Below are 20,982 nucleotides of genomic sequence, written 5' to 3' on the forward strand. Positions count from 1 at the left end.
GTATGACCATGATTGACGGCGGCATTTGTGCCGCAAAAGGGTTTAAAGCCAGCGGCACCTACTGCGGCATTAAAAAGCCGGCAGTAGAAAACCCAAACCCGGACTATGTACATAAAAACGATATTTGCCTGGTGGCCTGTGATGTGCTGTGCAACACCGCTGCGGTATATACCCAAAACAAAGTGAAGGGTGCACCAATACTTGTAACTAAAGACCACTTGGCAAAAAGCGGTAACAAGGCCAAAGCCATCATTGCCAACTCAAAAAACGCCAACACCTGCAACGCAGACGGCGTAGAAAAAGCAGCCAAAATGTGCCAGCTGGTGGCAGACGAAATGGGTCTGCCTGCTGAACAGGTGCTGGTGGCTTCCACCGGTGTCATCGGCCAGGTGCTGCCCATTGAGCCGATTATTACTGCCGTGCCTACGCTGGTGAAAGAACTGGATTATGGTAAAAACGAAGAAGCGGCTACCGCTATTATGACCACCGATACAGTGAAGAAAGAGTATGCAGTAGAGTTCCAGCTGGACGGCAAAACCTGCCGCCTGGGCGGTATGGCCAAAGGCTCCGGCATGATCCACCCCAATATGGCCACTACCCTGAACTTTATCAGCACCGACTGCGCCATCAGCGCAAAAATGCTGCAACAGGCGCTAAGTGAGATCGTAAAAGTCACCTACAATTGCCTGTCCATTGACGGCGATACCTCCACCAACGATATGGTAGAAATCATGGCCTCCGGTCTGGCGGGCAACGGGGAAATCACCGCACCCGGCCCGGCACTGGACACCTTTAAGGCTGCCCTTTATGATGTGATGGCCAACCTGACCCGTATGCTGGCCAAGGACGGCGAGGGCGCCAGCAAGCTGCTGGAATGCGTGTGCTCCGGCGCGCCCACCAAGGACACCGCCATTATCGTTGCCAAGGAAGTGATCGGCTCTACCCTGTTCAAATGTGCCATGTTCGGCGAGGATGCCAACTGGGGTCGGGTGCTGTGCGCCATCGGTTACGCCCCGGCGGAATTCGACATTGACAAGGTGGATGTGGCCTTAAAATCCACAGCCGGTACGGTCACCGTGTGCCAAAACGGCGCCGGTGTGGACTTCTCTGAGGAAGAGGCCGCCAAGGTACTGGCAGAGGACGAGATCTATATTTTAGTGGATCTGAACCAGGGGGACGAGAAAGCCACCGCCTGGGGCTGCGACCTGACCTACGACTATGTAAAAATCAACGGCGACTACCGCACCTGATTTTACTAAGAAATATAAGCGAACGGAGTGAGAGAATGGAAATTGCAAATCACCAAAAAGCGGAGATTCTGGCAAGAGCCTTGCCGTACATTCAGATGTACCGCAAGAAAGTCATTGTTGTAAAATACGGCGGCAACGCCATGATCAATGAAGAACTGAAAGAAACCGTCATGAACGATCTGGTACTACTGTCCACCATCGGTATCCATGTGGTGCTGGTGCACGGTGGCGGTCCGGAGATCAACAAGACCCTGAAGCGTATGCACATGGACTCCAAGTTTGTGGACGGTCTGCGGGTTACCGATAAAGAGACGGCAGAAGTGGTGCAAATGGTACTGGCCGGTAAGGTGAACAAAAGCCTGGTGTGCCAAATCGGCAACCTGGGCGGCCATGCCATCGGCCTGTGCGGGCTGGACGGCAATATGCTAAAGTGCAGGCCGGCAGACGACGTCCATGGCTATGTGGGTGAGATCACAGACATCAATATGGAAGTGGTGGAAGAAGCCATTTCCAAGAACTTCATCCCGGTGATCTCCACCATCGGCTACGATGAAGACGGCAACTGCTACAACATCAATGCAGACACGGTGGCTGCCGCAGTGGCCGGGGCTTTGCAGGCAGAGGCACTGATCTCCATGACCGATGTAGTGGGTCTGTTGCGAGATAAAGACGACGAAAGCTCGCTGATACACAGAGTCTATATCAGCGACACCCCGGCGCTGATTGCCGACGGCATTATCGGCGGCGGCATGATCCCCAAGATCGACTCCATGACCGAGGCCCTGCGCCGCGGGGTCAAAAAAGCATTTATAATCGACGGCCGCGTGCCCCACTCCATCTTGATGGAGCTGCTTACCGATGAAGGTATGGGCACCATGTTCCGCAGCAGATAAAGAGGAAGACCCATGAACACAAAAGAACTGGATAATCAATATGTAGCCCACGCCTACGGGCGCTTTGATGTGGCGCTGACGAAAGGTCAAGGCTCTACCCTCTACGACGAGGACGGCAAAAAATACATCGACTTCGGATCCGGCATCGGGGTAACTGCCTTTGGCATCAACGATCCGGTCTGGACCAAAGCTGTGGAAGAACAGCTGCACCGGGTGCAGCACACCTCCAATCTCTACTACACCGCCCCCTGCGCCAAGCTGGCGCAGCTGCTGTGTGAAAAGAGCGGGATGAAAAAGGTGTTCTTCGGCAACTCCGGGGCAGAGGCTAACGAGGGTGCCATCAAATTTGCCCGCAAGTATAGCTTTGACAAATACGGCGCCGGGCGCAGCACCATCATTACCCTTGTCAACTCATTCCACGGCCGCACCATTACCACCCTGGCGGCCACAGGGCAAGACAGCTTTCACACGGTGTTTGACCCCTTTACACCCGGGTTCAAATATTGCCCGGCCAATGATATAGAGGCACTGCAAGCGGCAGCCACGGACGATGTGTGCGCTGTGCTGTTTGAATGCGTACAGGGCGAAGGCGGCGTGAACAATCTGAACCCGTCATTCGTAAACGCCATTGCCAAGCTGGCAAAGGAAAAAGACATTCTGATCGCGGTAGATGAAGTGCAGACCGGCAACGGGCGCACCGGCACTTACTTTGCCTACCAGCAATACGGCATTACGCCGGACATTGTAACCACGGCTAAAGGCCTGGGCGGCGGACTTCCCATCGGCGCCGTGCTGTTTGGGGAAAAGCTGCAAGACACCATGACCCCCGGCTCCCACGGCTCTACCTTTGGCGGCAACCCGGTGGTGGCTGCCGGTGCCTGCTCCATTGTGGAGCGGATCGACGACGACTTCCTAAGCGAAGTACAGCGCAAGAGCGAGAAGATCCGCACGGCGCTGGCAAAAGTGAAAGGCGTCCAGAGCATCAGCGGTATGGGGCTGATGCTGGGGATCGAAACGGACAAACCCGCAGGAGAAGTGGCCAAGGCTTGCCTGGCAAACGGCCTGCTGATCTTAACGGCAAAAACAAAGCTTCGTCTGCTGCCGGCGCTGAACATCAGCGATGCGGAGCTGGACGAGGGACTGGAGATACTGAAAGGAGTGCTTGAAGCATGAAACATTTACTGAAACTGGCGGACCTGGACAAAGGCGATATTCTGGACATTCTCAACTTGGCAGACCAGCTGAAATATGAGAACCAGCATGGCATTGAACACCACCACTTAAAGGGAAAGACCCTGGGTATGATCTTTCAAAAAAGCTCTACCCGCACCCGGGTCAGCTTTGAGACCGGTATGTACCAGTTGGGCGGCCAGGCACTGTTCCTTTCCAACCGAGATTTGCAGATCGGCCGCGGCGAGCCGGTACAGGACACGGCTCGGGTACTCTCTCGCTATCTGGACGGCATTATGATCCGCACCTTTGCGCAAAAAGAGGTGGAGGATCTGGCAGAGTACGGCTCCATTCCCATCATCAACGGCCTGACCGATTACTGCCACCCCTGCCAGGTGCTGGCGGATCTGATGACCATTCGCGAGTATAAGAAGAGCTTTGACGGGCTGAAATTCTGCTTTATCGGCGACGGCAACAATATGGCAAACTCCCTAATCGTAGGCGCCATCTCCATGGGTATGGAGTGCGCCATCGCCTGCCCCAAGGACTACCAACCGGACGCCCAGATCATGGCCTGGGCCAAGGAGAACGGCACCTTCACTTGCAGCGATGATATTTTGGCCTGCGCCAAAGACGCAGATGTGGTCTACACGGATGTGTGGGCCTCTATGGGTCAGGAAGAAGAAAAAGCAGAGCGGGAAAAGATCTTTAAGAACTACCAGATCAACGACGAAGTAATGGCCGCCGCCAAACCGGACGCTATGGTGCTCCACTGCCTGCCCGCACACCGAGAGGAAGAAATTACCGCCAAAGTGTTTGAAGCCCACGCCAATGAGATCTTTGACGAGGCAGAAAACCGCCTGCACGCCCAAAAGGCCGTGCTTGTGAAGCTGTTAGGTTAAACTATGAAGAAACAGAAAGTATATCTCTGTCTGGAGAACGGACAAACCTTTGAGGGCTATCGTTTCGGTGCCGGAGGCGAAATTCAGGGGGAACTGGTATTTACCACCGGTATGGGCGGTTATATCGAGACCCTGACGGACCCCAGCTATTACGGCCAGATCGTGCTGCAAACCTTTCCCCTCATCGGTAACTACGGCTTTATCCCGGAAGATATGGAGAGCCCCAAAAGCTATGTAAGCGCCTATATCGTGCGTGAGTATTGCGAGGCACCCTCCAACTTCCGCTGCCGGGAAACCCTGGACGATTTCTTAAAATCCCAAGGCATTATCGGCGTCTACGGCGTAGATACCAGAGAGATCACAAAGACCATTCGGGAAAGCGGTGTAATGAACGCCGTGATCTGTGACGATCCCCGTGTGGTGGACTATAACAAAGTACGGGACTATGCGGTCGCAGACGCAGTCAAAAGCGTGTCTGCTCCCAAGCCTCAACTGCTGTCTGCCGACGAACACAAGCACAATGTGGTGCTGCTGGACTACGGCGCCAAGGCCAACATTGCAAGAGAGCTGAACAAGCGAGGCTGCAATGTGGCGGTCATGCCCTACGACACCAAGGCGGAGGACATCTTAGCGCTGCACCCGGACGGCATTATGCTGTCTAACGGTCCCGGAGATCCGGCAGGGAACACCGCTGCCATTGCTCAGCTGAAAAAGCTCATCGGCAAAGCGCCTATTTTTGGCATTTGCCTGGGGCACCAACTGCTGGCGCTGGCTATGGGTTGCAAGACGGAAAAGCTGAAATACGGTCACCGTGGCGTGAACCAACCGGTAAAAGACCTGCAAACCGGGCGCACCTATATCTCCAGTCAAAACCACGGCTACGCGGTGGTGAACGATACCATTGAGGCCAGCGGCGGCACCCTGCGCTGGGTGAACGCCAACGACGGCACCTGCGAAGGGATCGACTACCCTGCCCAGAACGCCTTTACGGTACAGTTCCATCCGGAGGCGTGCAGCGGGCCCCACGACACCCGCTTTTTGTTTGACCGATTTTTACAGATGATGGGAGGCGAGAGCCATGCCGCTGAATAAGAATATCAAAAAGGTACTGGTGATCGGCTCCGGCCCCATCGTTATCGGCCAAGCGGCAGAGTTCGACTATGCCGGCGCCCAGGCCTGCCGGGTGCTGAAAGACGCCGGACTGGAAGTGGTGTTGGTCAATTCCAACCCGGCCACCATTATGACGGACAAAGCGCTGGCGGACCATATTTATTTAGAGCCGCTGACGGAAGAGACCGTGAAGCGCATTATTGAAAAAGAGCACCCGGACTCCATCTTAGGCGGTCTGGGCGGCCAAACCGGTCTGACCATCAGTATGCAGCTGGCAAAGGACGGCTATTTGGACAAAATGGGCGTGACCCTGCTGGGCACAACTGCCCAAGCCATTGACAAAGCCGAGGACCGGCAGCTGTTCCGCGACACCATGATGAAGCTGGGCCAGCCTGTGGTCCCCAGCGACATTGCCACCACCCCGGAGCACGCACGGCAGATTGCCGCAGAGATTGGCTACCCGGTGATTATTCGTCCGGCCTTTACCCTTGGCGGTGCCGGCGGTGGCGTGGCTTATAACGAGCAGCAGCTGGATGTAATTGCCAAAAACGGCCTGATGCTCTCCCCCATTACCCAGGTGCTGGTGGAGCGGTACATTGCCGGTTGGAAAGAAATTGAATTTGAAGTGATGCGGGACAGCGCCGGCAATGTGATTGCCGTGTGCTCTATGGAGAACTTTGACCCGGTGGGCGTTCACACCGGTGACTCCATCGTCATTGCCCCGGCTGTGACCCTGGCGGACAAGGAGTACCAAATGCTCCGTTCCGCATCTCTGGATATTATCACCGAGCTGGGCATTGAGGGCGGCTGCAACTGTCAGTTTGCCCTGAACCCGGAGAGCATGGAGTACAGCGTGATTGAGGTCAATCCCCGGGTCAGCCGTTCCTCCGCCCTGGCGTCCAAAGCTACCGGCTATCCCATTGCCAAGGTGACCACCAAGATCGCTTTGGGTTATACCCTGGACGAGATTAAAAACGATGTAACCGGCAAAACCTGTGCCTGCTTTGAGCCGACCCTGGATTATGTGGTAGTCAAGGTACCCAAGTGGCCCTTTGACAAGTTCGTCAACGCCTCCCGCAAGCTGGGCACCCAAATGAAAGCCACCGGCGAAGTGATGAGCATTGCACCCTGTTTTGAGGCCGCCATTATGAAGGCAGTGCGCGGCGCAGAAATCGGGCTGGACACACTGAATAACAAGGCTCTGGACGGACTGGATATACACGAGAAGCTGCACGACCAGGACGATCTGCGGCTGTTCTCCGTATTCGCTGCGCTGAAAAAGGGCGTGAGTGTAGATGAAATTCACCAAATCACCATGATCGACGAGTGGTTCCTGGCTAAGCTGAAAAACCTGGCGGATTATGAAAAAGAAATCACCGGGCTGCCCCTATCCCGGGAGCAGTATATGCAGGGCAAGCACTACGGCTATACCGATGAAGCCCTGGCGCGCATCAGCGGCGGCTCCATTCCCTATCATCAGGACTGCGTCTATAAAATGGTAGACACCTGCGGTGCGGAATTCGCTGCAGAGACGCCCTACTTCTATTCCACCTATGACGCCCACTGCGAGGCCCGCAGCCTGCCCCAAAGCGGCAAGCAAAAGATCATTGTACTTGGCTCCGGCCCCATCCGCATTGGGCAAGGCATTGAGTTTGATTACAGCTCCGTGCACTGTGTGTGGACGCTGAAAGAACTGGGCTATGAAGTCATTCTTATTAACAACAATCCGGAGACGGTATCCACTGACTTTGACACCGGCGATCGGCTGTACTTTGAGCCGCTGTGCCCGGAAGATGTGATGCAAGTCATTCAGGTGGAAAAGCCCATTGGGGTGGTGGTGGCCTTTGGCGGCCAAACCGCCATTAAGCTAACCAAATTCCTGGACGAAAAAGGTATTACGATTTTGGGCACCAGCGCCGAGTCCATCGACATTGCCGAGGACCGGGAACGGTTTGACGCATTGCTGGAAAAATTCGGCATTTTCCGTCCCAAAGGCACCAGCGTGATGACCATGCCCCAAGCACTGGTAGCAGCCAACGAACTGGGCTATCCGGTGCTGCTGCGCCCCAGCTATGTGATCGGCGGGCAAAATATGACCATCGCCTACACGGATGATGATGTGCGCCGCTATATGGAGCTGATTCTGGCACAAGGGATCGAAAACCCGGTGCTGGTAGACAAGTATATGATGGGCACAGAGTTGGAAGTGGACTGCATCAGCGATGGCAAAGATGTGCTGATCCCCGGCATTATGGAGCATGTTGAACGGGCCGGTGTACACTCCGGCGACTCCATTGCCGTGTACCCCCCTTACAACCTGAACGATGTGATGCTCCACAAGATCTGCGATGTAAGCGAAAAGCTGGCGCTGTCCCTGGGCACCAAGGGACTGGTTAACATTCAGTACCTGATTTATCGCAACGAGTTGTATGTAATCGAGGTGAACCCCAGAGCCTCCCGCACCATTCCCTATATCAGTAAAGTCACCGGCGTGCCCATGGTTGAACTGGCAACAAAAATTATGGTAGGCGAAAAGCTGCAAGACCTGGGCTACGGCACCGGGCTGTATCGCACGCCGCCGTACTTTGCGGTAAAAGTGCCGGTATTCAGCTTTGAAAAACTCAATGATGTAAACTCCCAGTTAGGGCCGGAGATGAAATCCACCGGTGAGGTGCTGGGCGTAGGCAAAAACTTGAACGAAGCGCTGTTTAAGGGGCTTGTATCTGCCGGGTATAAGGTAGAAAGCCAAAAGCAGGGTCGCCACGGGGTACTCATCACCGTAACCAAGCAAGACCGGTTTGAGATCGTGGGTCTGGCGAAAAAGCTGGACGACCTGGGCGCAGAGCTATGGGCAACACCGGAGACGGCGGCGGCTATTCGCTCTCTGGGTATTGAGGTGCATGTGGTCAACAAGCTGCGCCAGGACAACTCCATTATGGACTTGGTAGAGAGCGGCAAATTGGACTACATTGTCTACACCGGCAAAAGCGATAAGAAGTCCATTGCAGACTATATTAAACTGCACAACCGGGCCAATCAGCTGGGCATTGCCACCCTGACCAGCCTGGACACCGCCAACGCCTTGGCAGATATTATCGCCTCTCGCTACAATCAAATGAACACCGAGCTGGTGGACATCAACCACATGCGCAGCGAAAAGGGCCTGCTGAAATTCACCAAAATGCAGGGCAGCGGCGACGACTACATTTTCTTCAACAACCAGTGCGGCATCATCACCTGTCCGGAGAGTCTGTCCATTGAATTCTCCGACCGGCACAAGGGCATCGGCGGAGACGGTATTGTACTGATTGAAAAGAGCGTGATTGCCGACGCCAGAATGCGCATTTTCAATATGGACGGCAGCGAGGGCCGTATGGCCGGCAACTCCATTCGCTGCGTGGGCAAGTACCTGTACGATAACGGCATGGTGCCTAAAACCGAGATGACCATTGCCACCGCCTCCGGCGTGCGGCACCTGCAACTGTTTACCCGCAACGGCAAGGTATCTTCTGTAACGGTAGATATGGGCAAGGCAGAGTTGAACCCGGCCAAGATCCCGGTTGACCTGCCTGGCGACAAAATCATCTGTCATCCGGTAACCATCGGCAACAAGGAATATAACATCACCTGCGTGGCTACCGGTAACCCCCACTGCGTGGTATTTGTAGACAATGTGGACAAGCTGGACTTACAACAGATCGGTCCGCAATTTGAAAACAGTCCCCTATTCCCGGAACGGGTAAACACGGAATTTGTGCGAGTCGTTAATGAGAGCACCATTAAAATGCGGGTTTGGGAGCGCGGCAACGGCGAGACCCCGGCCTGCGGCACCGGCGCCTGCGCAGCCGTTGTAGCTGCGGTGGAGAACGACTACTGCAAAAAAGGCGTTGATGTTACCGTAAAGGTGCGTGGCGGCGACCTGCTGGTAAACTACACCGACGACCGTATTACCCTTACCGGCGACTGCAACACCGTCTATAAGGGAGAGATCGAATATTAAAGCCTAAGAAAGGCAGCAAAAAGCGCGTACAGATTTCTGTACGCGCTTAAATTATGTTTTATTACAGTTTGACGATACCCAGCGTATCTAAAATAGAACTGATGAGAATGGCCAGCAGGCAAGGCGGTGCGATCCACTTAACCATCGCGGAATAAAACTTCTTCATCTTAAAGGGACCGTTCAGCTCAATTTCGTTGACGATCAGCTGGGGCTTCAGCACAAAGCCAACCATAATGCAGGTGAGCATACCCACAACAGGCATCAACAGACTGTTAGACACAAAGTCCAGGAAATCCAAAATGGAGAAACCGAAAATCGTAAAGGAGGACCACTTGCCAAAGCCCAAGGAGCAGCAAATGCCCAATGCCACGGCATATATATAACAGATCACCGTAGCCTTTTTGCGGCCCCAGTGGTAGCGATCGTCCAAACCGGACACAATGGCCTCCATCACGGATACGGAGCTGGTCAGCGCCGCAAACAGCACCAGAATAAAGAACCCGGCGCCGATCAAGCTGCCAATTTTCATCTCGGCAAACACCTTAGGCAGGGTTACAAACATCAGGCTGGGGCCCTTGCCCAAGGCGCTTTCGTCCCCTCCCGAATACACAAACACCGCCGGTACGATCATCAAACCGGCCAGGAATGCCACCAAAGTATCAAACACTTCAATCTGGCGCACGGACTGCTCAATGTGATCCTGCTTACGCAAATAAGAACCATAAGTGATCATAATGCCCATAGCCAGGGACATGGAAAAGAACAACTGCCCCAAAGCAGCCAGCACAGTCATCATGCTCAGCTTGCTGAAATCCGGCTTTAAATAATAAGCCACGCCGGCGCCGGCGCCCGGACGGGTGACTACAAAGATAGACAGCAGAATCGTCAAAATCAACAGCGCCGGCATCAATACCCGGCTGAACTTTTCGATTCCCTTTTCTACGCCTAAAAATACGATCACCGCCGTAGCGGTCATAAACAGCAAAAACCACAAAAGCGGCTCGCCTGTACCGGAAATGAAAGTAGAAAAATAGTTGTCGCCGGCCGCGTCCTGAACTGCACCGGAGATCATCGTGGCGGTGTACTTGGTAACCCAACCGCCAATGACGCAGTAATAAGGCAGAATAAGTACCGGCACCAAAGTCACCAGCTTGCCCATCCAGCTCCACTTTTTGTTCAGCGAGCCAAAGGCCTCCATAGGACTAAGCCGAGTTTTACGACCAATAGCGATCTCCGTGACCATCAGGGTAAAGCCAAAGGTCACCGCCAAAACAATATACACCAGTAGGAAGATACCGCCGCCGTACTTAGCTGCCAAATAGGGAAAGCGCCACAGGTTCCCCAAGCCTACAGCCGAGCCTGCCGCTGCCAGTACAAATCCCACTTTTCCGGAGAATGTACTTCGATTCTGTTTTGTTTCCATCAAACCATCCAATCTATATCTCTTATTTTACGGAGTAATGCTCTAATTATACTCATTCCGATGGGATTTGTCAATTCCGAACCGGTGGGATTTACCAATTCCCCAGTAAACAAAGAAGGCCTGCACCGGCGGGTGCAGGCTCTTTCTTGTTTGTTATTCCAAAATCACTTGCTGACCTTCACGGACTGCAAGATCCAGTAGTGCAGAGTCAGACAGTTCGAGGCAAAAGTCTTGCGCACATCGGCGCCCGGCGCTGCGGCCATCGGCTGAATGGTGCCGTCGCCCAACTGGGTGTACACAGCATCCAGCTTCTTTTGCAGCTCCTCCTTTTTCTCACCGTCCGGCAGGTTGCAGGTAATGGCCTTGTTGGCGCAACCGGCATTGTAAATGGACGCACCCTTAAAGTCCTTTAAGCAAGCAGCCGCTGCAGTGCCGTATTCCTTCACCACAGAATAGGCGGCGCCTTCTTCGTTAAAACCGGAGCCGATCACAGTCACATCGCTGAGATCAAAAGCATTTTTCGCCGTGTAGAGAGAAGCGGACTTATCGCACCCGCCGGCAAAGAGCGCCTTGTCGCCCTTGTCAATCATGCTCTCTGCAATGGAGGCATAACGATCCACCATCTCAAAGGTGGTATCATAGTAATACTCACTTTCCAGCGCCAGACCGGCGGAATTGCCATCCTTATCGCTGTTGGTCCAGTGGTCAAAATAGTAACCGTCCTTGGGTACGTTAGCGGTAATATGTACCGTATCGCCGGGCAGATAGTAGCCGCTGCCGGTTCCGTTCTCTACCGTTACGGCAAATGTAGGATCGGTAGATGCCACATACACCGGGGTCAGTACCACCGGGTTCTCCTCCACCGTTACATTGGTGGACTTTTCCTTAGCGTTCTCAATATTCTCCGCGTTGCCGGTGCTCTCCCAGTGATCAAAGACCATACCCTGGGCTGCTGCCGGTGCGGTGACCCACACCTTTTCACCGACCGTGTTGTCATAGACTTTATCCGTAGCGGATTTGTCCGCTTTCAGAACAGCCACGCTGCCAACGCTGCCCTCCGCCTTAGTATAAACGGCGGTCAGGGTACAGTCACACTTCTCCACAATCAGGTTAATCTCGGTCTTTTTCTTGCTGGACACATTGACTTTCTTGTCCTTCACACCCTCGGTGTTGCTCTTAACCTCCCAGTGGTCGAACTTCTCCCCCTGCTCGTTAAACAGATCGCAGGAAACGGTCACATTCTGGCCCTCTTTGTAAGTACCGCTACCGTTGCCGTTCTTCACCACCACCTTGTGGCAGGTTTTGTCTGCCTCTTTGATGGGCTTATACACCGGAGTCAAAGTCACAGAGTAGTCATAATCTAGCAGCGGAGAGTCATAATCCGCATAATCCAACTGCACCGGTACGCCCAGGGTATCCGCCGCTGCGGCAGCGCCCTGTACAAATCCGGCACCGTAGTTGGAGGAATGGTCGTTCTGCACCGAGCCCAGGTAACCCAGCTTGGTATTCCCCTGAAGCACGGCAGAAAAGCCGGCCAAATAGCCGCTTTGCAGGTCATCAAAGCTGGCGCTCATTACATTGGGCAGCAGCCGCGCAGACTTGTCTCCGGCAGAATGGGGCACAGCGTCCAGCAAAACAAAATGCAGCTCCGGATACATGGTGGCCAGCTCGTAGCAGATCACGGCAAAGGTCTCGCCGGGCAACACAATGTACTTGGCGCCCTTGTCCACAGCCAGTTTTACATACTGCTCCACCACATCGGTGGTCAGCTCTTGATTCTCCTCTAATGCCGGCTGGTAATAGACGGCCTTGGCGGAATTCTCATTGGCATAGGTCTGCACCCCGTCCCAAGCGGACTGGTTATAGGCCTTATCGTGGATACTGCCACCGTCGGTGATCAGCGCCACATCATACTTTAGATCTGATGTTTTTGTGCACCCTGCAAAGGCAAAAACGCCCACTGCCACCAGAGTCACACACAACAAAACGGAAAGGATCTTCTTCATCGCTCTATTGTCCCTCCAACAATAAAATACTACCACTCAATGATACCAAAAACTTTCTGCCAATGCAATAGATTTTGTTGATTTGGCGATGAAAAAACACTATAATGAAATCATAAAAATTCCGAGAGGTGAAAATAATGGACACATTGAGTGCAAGCGTACTAAGAGACAGAAAGCCGCAAATCGGCATTGTGCTGGGCAGCGGCCTGGGTGCCCTTGCAGACAGAATAGAAGGGGCAGAGGCTCTGCCTTACAGCGATATACCCGGTTTTCCGGTCTCTACGGCGCCGGGACACAAAGGACGATTTGTCTTTGGCACCATTGGCGACAAAGAAGTGGTGCTCATGGACGGCCGGGTGCACCTGTATGAGGGCTATACGCCCCAGCAGGTGGTGATGCCCATTCGCCTGATGCGCCAAATGGGCATTCACACCGTCCTATTGACCAACGCCAGCGGCGGTATTCGCCGTGATCTGCACGCCGGCGACCTGATGCTACTGACGGACCACATTTCCAGTTTGGTCCCCTCTCCCCTGCGGGGTGAGAACGACCCTGCGCTGGGTGTACGCTTTCCGGATATGTGCCATGTGTATGACGAGGATTTGCAGCGCCTGTTTCGCCAAACAGCAAAGGCACTGGATATTCCGCTGAAAAGCGGCGTCTATATTCAACTGCAAGGCCCGGCATTTGAAACCCCGGCGGAGATCAAAATGTGCGCCGCTCTGGGTGCGGACGCCGTGGGTATGAGTACCGCCATTGAGGCGCAGGCCGCCCGGCACTGCGGATTGCGCGTGGCCGGCATCAGCTGCATTACCAACCTGGCCAGCGGTCTGCTGGATTGTCCCTTAACCTCCGAGGAGGTGGGCGAAACCGCCGCTAAGGTGGCTGAGAATTTCCAATCCCTAATCCTTGAAACTGTGAAACGGATGTGACAATATGGAAAACTTGAAATACCAAGACGGAAAGCTGGAGATTCTCGACCAGCGACTGCTGCCCAATGAAGCAAAGTGGCTGCCCATTGGCAGCAAGGAAGCGGCCTTTGAAGCCATACAAACGCTGGCAGTACGGGGCGCACCGGCCATCGGTATCTTCTCCGCATTCTCTATGGCATTGTTTGGCAAGGACGACCCGGCGGCGTGCAAAGCCTACTTAGACAGCGCCCGCCCCACGGCTGTGAACCTGAGCTGGGCCACTGCACGGCTGGCAAAGGTGATGGAAAATGGCGGTGACCCGGTGGCAGAAGCCTTGGCGGTGCAGGCTGAGGACATAGAAATGTGCCGCAAAATCAGCGCTTACGGCTTGTCCCTGCTCCGGGATGGCGATGGTCTGCTGACCCACTGCAACGCCGGCGAGCTGGCCACAAGCCGCTACGGCACCGGACTGGGACCGATCCTGCTGGGCAAGGAAAAGGGCTACAACTTCAAGGTGTTCTCCGACGAAACCCGTCCCCTGCTGCAAGGGGCGCGGCTCACCAGCTATGAATTGGAAAAAGCCGGCGTGGATGTGACCCTGATTTGTGACAACATGGCCAGCCAGGTGATGAAAAACGGCTGGATCCAAGCGGTGCTGGTAGGCTGCGACCGGGTGGCCATGAACGGTGACACCGCCAACAAGATCGGCACTTCCGGGGTGGCAATTCTGGCAAAGCACTACGGTATTCCCTTTTATGTGCTTGGGCCTACCTCCACAGTGGATCCCCACTGTGCCACCGGCGCAGATATTCAGATCGAGGAGCGCCCCGGGGACGAGATCAAGGAGCTATACTTTGAGCGCCCAACGGCGCTACCCCAAACGAAATGTTACAACCCTGCCTTCGATGTTACGGACCATGACCTGATCACCGCCATTATTACGGACAAAGGCATTTTGCGCCCGCCGTACACCGAGAGCCTGCGCGCCCTGTTTCAGGAGGAAGTATGATACGATTCTATAACGGTCCTGTACTGACACTGCAACAGGACCAAATGAATATTTCGCACCAAGAGGTATGGGTAGACGGCAACCGTATTGTGTGCCTGGGGGCAAACCCGGGGGCAAAAGCGGACCGGGAGATTGACCTGAACGGCGATCTGCTGATGCCGGCCTTTAAGAATGCCCACACCCACTCGGCCATGACATTTGGTCGCTCCTTTAGCGACGATCTGCCCCTACAAAGCTGGCTGTATGACAAAATCTTTCCCTTGGAAGCCAAGCTAACCGCAGAGGATATTTATCATCTGTCCCGACTGGCATTCCTGGAATATTTGGAGAGCGGCATTTCCGCCTGCTTTGATATGTACTACTTTCCGGAAGCCATGGCAAAAGCGGCGGTGGACGCCGGGTTCCGCACGGTAATGTGCGGTGCGGTCAATAATTTTAAGGAAAGCCCGGCACTTCTGGAAGAATACTACAACACCTACAACAATTATCACCCGCTGGTGTCCTACCAGCTGGGGTTCCACGCAGAGTACACCACCAACCGCTCCATTATGGAGGCCATTGCAGCGCTGGCAGAGAAGTACAAGGCGCCGGTGTATATGCACGCCAGTGAGACGGAGAGCGAGGTACAGGACTGCATCGGCCGCTACGGCATGACCCCTACGGCGCTGTTTGAGCAGCTGGGGCTGTGGAACTACGGGGGCGGTGCATTTCACAGTGTGTGGGTCAGCAATGAAGACCTGAACATTTACAAACAACACGGCGTTTACGCAGTGCTGAATGCCGGCTCCAACGCCAAGCTGGCCAGTGGCATTGCCCCGGTGGAAAAAATGTTGCAAATGGGCATTCCCCTGGCGGTGGGCACAGACGGTCCCTCCAGCAACAACGCACTGGATATGTTCCGGGAAATGTACCTGATCTGCGTACTGCAAAAACTGCGGGAAAAGAACGCCGCAGCGGCAGACGCCAACGCCATATTAAAAGCAGCCACCGCAGGCTCCGCCCTTTGTATGGGACTGCCGGAGGCGGACTGCATCGCCCCCGGTAAGCTGGCGGACCTAACCGTAATCGACCTGCATCGGCCCAATATGCAGCCCATCAACAACATCACCAAAAACCTGGTGTACAGCGGTGCCAAAACCAATGTACGCCTAACTATGGTAGACGGACGAATTCTCTACGAAAACGGCCGGTTCTTAAACACAGATACAGATGAAATTTACAAGAACGCGCAAACGGTCATTGACCGAATTCGATAAGGAGGCACAGGGATGAAAGTCTTATTGGTCAACGGATCTCCCCACCAACACGGCTGCACCTACACAGCCCTGGCGGAGATCGCCCATACACTGCAAGAAGAAGGCATTGACAGCGAGATCTTTTGGATCGGAAACAAGCCCATCGGCGGCTGCATCGGCTGCCACGGCTGTGTAAAGCTGGGCAAATGTGCCTTTAACGACGACCCGGTGAACGCCTTTGCAGCCAAGGCAAAGACAGCGGACGGGTTCATCTTTGGCTCGCCGGTACACTACGCAGCGGCCACCGGCAATCTGACCGCCTTTATGGACCGGGTATTCTATTCCGACGGTTGCGGCAAAGGCAGAGCCTTTTACTTAAAACCCGCAGCAGCAGTAGCCAGCGCCCGCCGGGCAGGCACCACCGCCACCCTGGACCAACTGAACAAGTACTTTACCATTGCTCAAATGCCGGTGATCTCCTCCCGGTACTGGAATATGGTTCACGGCTTTACCCCGGAAGATGTGATGAAAGACCTGGAGGGTCTGCAAGTGATGCGGGTACTGGCACGGAATATGGCCTACTTCTTAAAATGCAAAGCCGCCGGTGCCGCCGCTGGCGTGGAGCCACCCAAAACGGAGCGAGCCATTCTCACCAACTTTATTGACTGATTTATAAGAACAAAAAAAGAGCCATCGGCAATGCCGGTGGCTCTCTTTATATAGTCTATTCTTATTTTGCTGCGGTCTCGCAGTACAGGCAGCGGTAGGTGCCCTTGTCCGGGTCAACCAGGGTGAACACATCATCCACCTGCTCGTGGTTGCTGATACACGCCGGATTGGGGCAATGCACCATATTCACCAGCTTTTCCGGCAGACGCAGCGCCTGCTTCTCCGCCGCTTTTCCGCCGCAGATCACATTCACGGTGGTATGGGGCGCCAGGTACGCCACCGCGTCCAAGTTCAAGTCAAACTTGTCCGTGGCGATCTTAAGCACATCTTTTTTGCCCATTTTAGAGGACTTGGCGTTTTGGATCAGCGCCACCTGGGCGTCGGTCTTGTCCAGCCCCAACAACTTATAAATACGCATACCCATACCCGCGGGGATATGGTCCAGTACATAGCCGTTTTGGATCGAATCAATGGTCATTCCAGTGCACCTCCCCACTTCAGCAGCGTCATAATCAGCGCCATACGCATGTATTTGCCGTTCTTGGCCTGTTCAAAATACTTGGCTCGCGGATCATCGTCCACATCCACAGTGATCTCATGGACCCGAGGCAGCGGGTGCATGATGGTCAGATCGCTTTTTGCGCTTTCCAGCTTCTCCGGGTCCAGTACAAAGGCGTCCTTATGACGCAGGTACTCGTCTTCCGAAAAGAAGCGCTCTCTCTGAATACGGGTCATATAAAGCACATCCAGCCGAGGCATCACATCTTCCATGTGCTCCACCTCTGTGTACTTCATACCGGAGGCGTCCAGCACATCCGTTTTGATATAATCCGGCACTGCCAACTCCTTGGGGGAAATCAGCACAAACTCCACATCCGTATAGCGGCACATAGCCTTAATGAGGGAATGCACCGTGCGGCCAAATTTTAAATCCCCGCAAAGGCCGATGGTCAGGTGGTCCAAACGACCCTTTTCCCGATAAATGGTGAGCAAATCCGTTAAGGTCTGCGTGGGGTGGCTGTGGCCGCCGTCCCCGGCGTTGATGATGGGCACATCGCTCTTAAAGCTGGCAACCCGGGGCGCACCCTCCAGCGGGTGACGCATAGCGATAATATCCGCATAGCAGGACACGATCTTCACCGTGTCCCCTACCGTCTCGCCCTTGGAGGCAGAGGAAGAATTGGCCGCTGCAAAGCCCAGCACATTGCCGCCCAGCTCCATCATCGCCGCTTCAAAAGACAGGCGGGTGCGGGTCGACGGCTCAAAAAACAGGGTTGCCAATTTTTTGCCATCGCACACATGGGCGTATTTCTTAGGGTCGGCGATAATGTCCGTAGCCAAGTGGATCAAATCGTCAATCTCTTCTACCGTAAAGTCCGTTGTATCTAAACAATGGCGCATAAAGACCACTCCTTTGCTTACAGTTCCATCCAAGCCGGATCCTGGGGGTTCTTCTGGAACGCGGTCAGCTTGGCAATATCCTTGTCTGCGATATAACCCTCGGCGGCAGCCACCTTGGACAGGGTGTCAAAGTCAGACAGGCTGTAGTTCACCACATCGGCAGCAGCCAGGCGCTCCACGCCCTTTTGCAGACCGTAGGTGAAGATGGAGGCAATACCCAGCACCTGAGCACCGGCCTGGCGCAGCACATCAACCACTTCCAGCACAGAGCCGCCGGTGGAGATCAGATCCTCAATCACCACGACCTTCGTGCCCGGCTCCATTTTGCCCTCAATTTGGTTTTGGCGGCCGTGGTCCTTATGACCGGAGCGCACATAACCCATGGGCAGGTCCAAAATGGTAGCGGTAATGGCTGCGTGGGCAATACCCGCCGTAGAGGTGCCCATCAGCATCTCCGCTTCCGGGAACTTCTCTTTTACAATCTCAGCCAGTCCGGCCTCCACATCCTTCCGTACCGCAGGAGCGGACAAAGTCAGCCGGTTGTCGCAGTAAATGGGGCTGTGGATACCGGAAGCCCAGGTAAAGGGATCGTCCGGCTTTAAGAACACAGCACGAATGGACAGCAAATCTTTTGCAATCTGTTCCTTAGTAATGGTCATAATAACACTCCTTAATCTATAAATTCACGGCAGCAGCGTCTGTACGCAGCCACCGGGTCATCGGCAGCGGTAATGGGGCGGCCCACCACAATGTAGTCGGAACCGATCTCCTTTGCCTTGGCAGGGGTGGTCACCCGCACCTGGTCGCCCAGGTCGCCGTCTGCAAAGCGTACGCCGGGGGTCACGGTCATAAAGGCCTTGCCGCAGGCGTCCTTCACCATGCCCGCCTCCAGCGGCGAGCACACCACGCCGTCCAGACCGGCGGTCTTGGCATTCTTGGCGTACTGCACAATGGTGTCGTTGATAGTAGCGTTGATGAGCAGTTCTTTTTGCATGCGCTCCTCACTGGTGGAGGTCAGCTGGGTCACGGCGATCAGCAGCGGACGCGTGCCGTCCGGCCGGGTCAGACCCTCCAGCGCGGCCTCCATCATCTCTACTGTACCGGCAGCGTGCACATTGGTCATATCCACATCCAGTCGGCTCAGCACTGCCATGGACTTCTTTACCGTATTGGGAATATCGTGCAGCTTCAGATCCAAAAAGATCTTGTGTCCACGCTTTTTCAGTTCCCGCACAATGGACGGACCCTCTGCGTAATACAGCTCCATACCGATCTTCACAAAGGGTTTTTCCTCCGTGAATTTGTCCAGGAACGCAAAGGTTGCCTCTGCGCTTGCAAAATCGCAAGCCACGATCACATCTTTACCCATTTTTTACCACTCCTATCACATCACTTAATTTATCAATCCCCAGGTCTGCGCATACATTCGGCAGATTCTCAATGATTTTTTTGCAAGCGTAGGGGTCTACCAAATTGGCAGCGCCTACCTGTACCGCCGTGGCACCGGCCATCATCATCTCCACCACATCCCGGGCACTGGTAACGCCGCCGCAGCCCATCACGGGAATGTTGCAGGCACTGGCCACCTGGTACACCATACGCACCGCCACCGGAAACACCGCCGGGCCACTAAAACCGCCCATGGTGTTGGCAATCACCGGTCGACGCCGGTTCAGATCAATGCGCATACCCAGCAGGGTGTTGATCAGACAAATACCATCCGCACCGGCCTCTTCGCAAGCCTTGGCAATGGCTACAATATCCGTTACATTGGGCGACAGCTTAATGAACACCGGCTTGGTGGTCACTGCCTTTACCGCCCGGGTCACTTCTGCGGCACAGGCCGGATCGGTGCCAAAGCTCATACCGCCGCCGTGCACATTGGGGCAGGATACATTCACTTCCAAAATCCCAACCTGCTCCTCTTTGTCCAGCAGCTGGCAGGTATAGGCATAGTCCTCCACAGAGAAGCCGCTCACGTTGGCGATCACCGGCTTGTGAAAGATTTTTTTCAGCTCCGGCAGTTCATGCTGGGTCACATGGTGCACCCCGGGATTTTGCAGACCAACGGCATTGATCATGCCGGCGGTGCATTCTGCAATGCGGGGGGTGGGATTGCCAAAACGAGCATCCCTTGTGGTGCCCTTAAAGGAGAAAGAGCCTAACATGTTAATATCATAAAATTCGCTGAATTCCTTGCCGAAGCCGAAGGTGCCGGAGGCAGGAACCACCGGATTGTCCAGCTCCAGCCCGCACAAATTCACACGCAGGTCTACCATACGATCTCCTCCTTTACCAGCACCGGTCCGTCCTTGCAAATGCGTTTGTTGCCGTACTTTGTCTTGCAGGAGCAGCCCATACAAGCGCCAAAACCGCAGCCCATGCGCTCCTCAAAGGAGAACTGACCGGAGGTGGCAGAGCGGTCATATACCGCCCGCAGCATCGGCAGCGGACCGCAGGTATAAATGTAATCATAATCCGCCGGGAAAGCGTCCGTCACAAAGCCCTTGGTGCCTACACTGCCGTCCACGGTGGTGATCCGCACTTCCGCACCCAGTGCGGCGAATTCCTCAGCGTAGAACACTTCGTCCGCCGTGTTAAAGCCCAGTATCACCGTCACCTGCTGCCCGGCAGCCCGCAAGCACTTGCACAGATTGTAAAGGGGCGGCACACCTACACCACCGCCGATAAGCAGCGCGTGGTGCACAGGCTCCATCGTGTAGCCGTTGCCCAGGCCGGTGAGCACATCCAGCGTCTCCCCCGGCTGCATCTTTGCCATTTGGGCCGTCCCCTGCCCCACAACTTTATAGATGATGGTCACCGTCCGGCTGTCATAGTCGCAGACGGAGATGGGGCGGCGCAGGAACTTGCCCTTCAAGGCAATGTTGATAAACTGGCCCGGCGCCGTAATGTACCGGGTGTCCCCAGCCAGCACCATACGGTACACGCTGGCGGTCAGAGGTCGATTTTCTTCTATTGTAAAAATACCTTGTTTATACATAC

18 protein-coding genes are annotated in these 20,982 nt (G+C 54.7%); 10 read left to right on the plus strand and 8 right to left on the minus strand.

Annotated elements, in window-relative coordinates; genetic code table 11:
• Positions 1-2 precede the first annotated feature (2 nt).
• From argJ to carB, 6 genes are read left to right on the plus strand one after another with little or no spacing between them, the layout of a single operon-like run.
• The gene (gene argJ, locus OGM59_04285; GenBank protein UYI91681.1) at positions 3-1,250 is read left to right on the plus strand and encodes a bifunctional glutamate N-acetyltransferase/amino-acid acetyltransferase ArgJ; all 1,248 of its coding nucleotides are present in this window, start codon (positions 3-5) and stop codon (positions 1,248-1,250) included.
• A gap of 35 nt (positions 1,251-1,285) precedes the next feature.
• The gene (argB, locus tag OGM59_04290) at positions 1,286-2,143 is read left to right on the plus strand and encodes an acetylglutamate kinase (GenBank protein UYI91682.1); all 858 of its coding nucleotides are present in this window, start codon (positions 1,286-1,288) and stop codon (positions 2,141-2,143) included.
• Positions 2,144-2,155: 12 nt separating this feature from the next.
• Positions 2,156-3,316, plus strand: coding sequence for an aspartate aminotransferase family protein (locus tag OGM59_04295; GenBank protein ID UYI91683.1), 1,161 nt, complete (start codon positions 2,156-2,158; stop codon positions 3,314-3,316).
• Positions 3,313-4,215 carry an ornithine carbamoyltransferase gene (argF, locus tag OGM59_04300; protein UYI91684.1) on the plus strand — a complete coding sequence of 301 codons (903 nt, stop codon included), beginning with the start codon at positions 3,313-3,315 and terminating at the stop codon, positions 4,213-4,215. Before OGM59_04295 ends, argF begins: the two co-directional genes overlap by 4 nt.
• Before the next feature lie 3 nt (positions 4,216-4,218).
• On the plus strand, positions 4,219-5,307 hold the full coding sequence (locus tag OGM59_04305; GenBank protein UYI91685.1) for a carbamoyl phosphate synthase small subunit: 1,089 nt from the start codon (positions 4,219-4,221) through the stop codon (positions 5,305-5,307).
• Positions 5,294-9,325, plus strand: a complete 4,032-nt coding sequence (carB, locus tag OGM59_04310; GenBank protein UYI91686.1) for a carbamoyl-phosphate synthase large subunit — start codon at positions 5,294-5,296, stop codon at positions 9,323-9,325. The genes OGM59_04305 and carB overlap by 14 nt, the downstream gene beginning before the upstream one ends.
• Before the next feature lie 61 nt (positions 9,326-9,386).
• Here the strand turns inward: carB and OGM59_04315 are convergent, their stop codons facing one another.
• Positions 9,387-10,748: a sodium-dependent transporter gene (locus OGM59_04315; GenBank protein UYI91687.1), complete on the minus strand. Its 1,362-nt coding sequence runs from the start codon at positions 10,746-10,748 to the stop codon at positions 9,387-9,389.
• Positions 10,749-10,912: 164 nt separating this feature from the next.
• Positions 10,913-12,754, minus strand: coding sequence for a BMP family ABC transporter substrate-binding protein (locus tag OGM59_04320; protein ID UYI91688.1), 1,842 nt, complete (start codon positions 12,752-12,754; stop codon positions 10,913-10,915).
• Between the two features lie 137 nt (positions 12,755-12,891).
• On the opposite strand from OGM59_04320, the gene OGM59_04325 reads away from it, so the two are divergent.
• The 4 genes from OGM59_04325 to OGM59_04340 are packed head-to-tail and all read left to right on the plus strand — an operon-like array spanning position 12,892 to position 16,578.
• Positions 12,892-13,686, plus strand: coding sequence for a purine-nucleoside phosphorylase (locus OGM59_04325; GenBank protein ID UYI91689.1), 795 nt, complete (start codon positions 12,892-12,894; stop codon positions 13,684-13,686).
• Positions 13,687-13,690: 4 nt separating this feature from the next.
• The gene (gene mtnA, locus OGM59_04330) at positions 13,691-14,674 is read left to right on the plus strand and encodes an S-methyl-5-thioribose-1-phosphate isomerase (protein ID UYI91690.1); all 984 of its coding nucleotides are present in this window, start codon (positions 13,691-13,693) and stop codon (positions 14,672-14,674) included.
• Positions 14,671-15,930: an amidohydrolase gene (locus tag OGM59_04335; GenBank protein ID UYI91691.1), complete on the plus strand. Its 1,260-nt coding sequence runs from the start codon at positions 14,671-14,673 to the stop codon at positions 15,928-15,930. The genes mtnA and OGM59_04335 overlap by 4 nt, the downstream gene beginning before the upstream one ends.
• A 12-nt stretch (positions 15,931-15,942) precedes the next feature.
• The gene (locus OGM59_04340; GenBank protein ID UYI91692.1) at positions 15,943-16,578 is read left to right on the plus strand and encodes a flavodoxin family protein; all 636 of its coding nucleotides are present in this window, start codon (positions 15,943-15,945) and stop codon (positions 16,576-16,578) included.
• A 61-nt stretch (positions 16,579-16,639) separates the two neighbouring features.
• Here the strand turns inward: OGM59_04340 and OGM59_04345 are convergent, their stop codons facing one another.
• The 6 genes from OGM59_04345 to OGM59_04370 are packed head-to-tail and all read right to left on the minus strand — an operon-like array spanning position 16,640 to position 20,980.
• Positions 16,640-17,056, minus strand: a complete 417-nt coding sequence (locus OGM59_04345) for an aspartate carbamoyltransferase regulatory subunit (GenBank protein UYI91693.1) — start codon at positions 17,054-17,056, stop codon at positions 16,640-16,642.
• Positions 17,053-17,979: an aspartate carbamoyltransferase gene (gene pyrB / locus OGM59_04350; protein ID UYI91694.1), complete on the minus strand. Its 927-nt coding sequence runs from the start codon at positions 17,977-17,979 to the stop codon at positions 17,053-17,055. Before pyrB ends, OGM59_04345 begins: the two co-directional genes overlap by 4 nt.
• 17 nt (positions 17,980-17,996) lie before the next feature.
• Positions 17,997-18,638, minus strand: coding sequence for an orotate phosphoribosyltransferase (gene pyrE, locus OGM59_04355; protein ID UYI91695.1), 642 nt, complete (start codon positions 18,636-18,638; stop codon positions 17,997-17,999).
• 11 nt (positions 18,639-18,649) lie between these two features.
• Positions 18,650-19,348 (minus strand): orotidine-5'-phosphate decarboxylase, encoded by a 699-nt coding sequence (pyrF, locus tag OGM59_04360; protein UYI91696.1) that lies wholly within the window; start codon positions 19,346-19,348, stop codon positions 18,650-18,652.
• The gene (locus tag OGM59_04365) at positions 19,341-20,258 is read right to left on the minus strand and encodes a dihydroorotate dehydrogenase (protein UYI91697.1); all 918 of its coding nucleotides are present in this window, start codon (positions 20,256-20,258) and stop codon (positions 19,341-19,343) included. Before OGM59_04365 ends, pyrF begins: the two co-directional genes overlap by 8 nt.
• Positions 20,252-20,980 (minus strand): dihydroorotate dehydrogenase electron transfer subunit, encoded by a 729-nt coding sequence (locus OGM59_04370; protein UYI91698.1) that lies wholly within the window; start codon positions 20,978-20,980, stop codon positions 20,252-20,254. The genes OGM59_04365 and OGM59_04370 overlap by 7 nt, the downstream gene beginning before the upstream one ends.
• Between the last annotated feature and the right edge of the window lie 2 nt (positions 20,981-20,982).

It is taken from the genome of Oscillospiraceae bacterium, assembly GCA_025757685.1.
Classification (GTDB): Bacteria; Bacillota; Clostridia; order Oscillospirales; family Acutalibacteraceae; genus CAG-217.

What these genes read in the sequence shown, in the direction of transcription:
- OGM59_04320 (UYI91688.1), bottom strand. Translation starts at nt 12,754, where the DNA reads ATGAAGAAGATCCTTTCCGTTTTGTTGTGTGTGACTCTGGTGGCAGTG.
- OGM59_04365 (UYI91697.1), bottom strand. Translation starts at nt 20,258, where the DNA reads ATGGTAGACCTGCGTGTGAATTTGTGCGGGCTGGAGCTGGACAATCCG.
- carB (UYI91686.1), top strand. Translation starts at nt 5,294, where the DNA reads ATGCCGCTGAATAAGAATATCAAAAAGGTACTGGTGATCGGCTCCGGC.
- OGM59_04305 (UYI91685.1), top strand. Translation starts at nt 4,219, where the DNA reads ATGAAGAAACAGAAAGTATATCTCTGTCTGGAGAACGGACAAACCTTT.
- OGM59_04335 (UYI91691.1), top strand. Translation starts at nt 14,671, where the DNA reads ATGATACGATTCTATAACGGTCCTGTACTGACACTGCAACAGGACCAA.
- OGM59_04370 (UYI91698.1), bottom strand. Translation starts at nt 20,980, where the DNA reads ATGTATAAACAAGGTATTTTTACAATAGAAGAAAATCGACCTCTGACC.
- OGM59_04345 (UYI91693.1), bottom strand. Translation starts at nt 17,056, where the DNA reads ATGACCATTGATTCGATCCAAAACGGCTATGTACTGGACCATATCCCC.
- OGM59_04325 (UYI91689.1), top strand. Translation starts at nt 12,892, where the DNA reads ATGGACACATTGAGTGCAAGCGTACTAAGAGACAGAAAGCCGCAAATC.
- pyrB (UYI91694.1), bottom strand. Translation starts at nt 17,979, where the DNA reads ATGCGCCATTGTTTAGATACAACGGACTTTACGGTAGAAGAGATTGAC.
- pyrF (UYI91696.1), bottom strand. Translation starts at nt 19,348, where the DNA reads ATGGGTAAAGATGTGATCGTGGCTTGCGATTTTGCAAGCGCAGAGGCA.
- argJ (UYI91681.1), top strand. Translation starts at nt 3, where the DNA reads ATGACCATGATTGACGGCGGCATTTGTGCCGCAAAAGGGTTTAAAGCC.
- argF (UYI91684.1), top strand. Translation starts at nt 3,313, where the DNA reads ATGAAACATTTACTGAAACTGGCGGACCTGGACAAAGGCGATATTCTG.
- OGM59_04315 (UYI91687.1), bottom strand. Translation starts at nt 10,748, where the DNA reads ATGGAAACAAAACAGAATCGAAGTACATTCTCCGGAAAAGTGGGATTT.
- pyrE (UYI91695.1), bottom strand. Translation starts at nt 18,638, where the DNA reads ATGACCATTACTAAGGAACAGATTGCAAAAGATTTGCTGTCCATTCGT.
- OGM59_04340 (UYI91692.1), top strand. Translation starts at nt 15,943, where the DNA reads ATGAAAGTCTTATTGGTCAACGGATCTCCCCACCAACACGGCTGCACC.
- mtnA (UYI91690.1), top strand. Translation starts at nt 13,691, where the DNA reads ATGGAAAACTTGAAATACCAAGACGGAAAGCTGGAGATTCTCGACCAG.
- argB (UYI91682.1), top strand. Translation starts at nt 1,286, where the DNA reads ATGGAAATTGCAAATCACCAAAAAGCGGAGATTCTGGCAAGAGCCTTG.
- OGM59_04295 (UYI91683.1), top strand. Translation starts at nt 2,156, where the DNA reads ATGAACACAAAAGAACTGGATAATCAATATGTAGCCCACGCCTACGGG.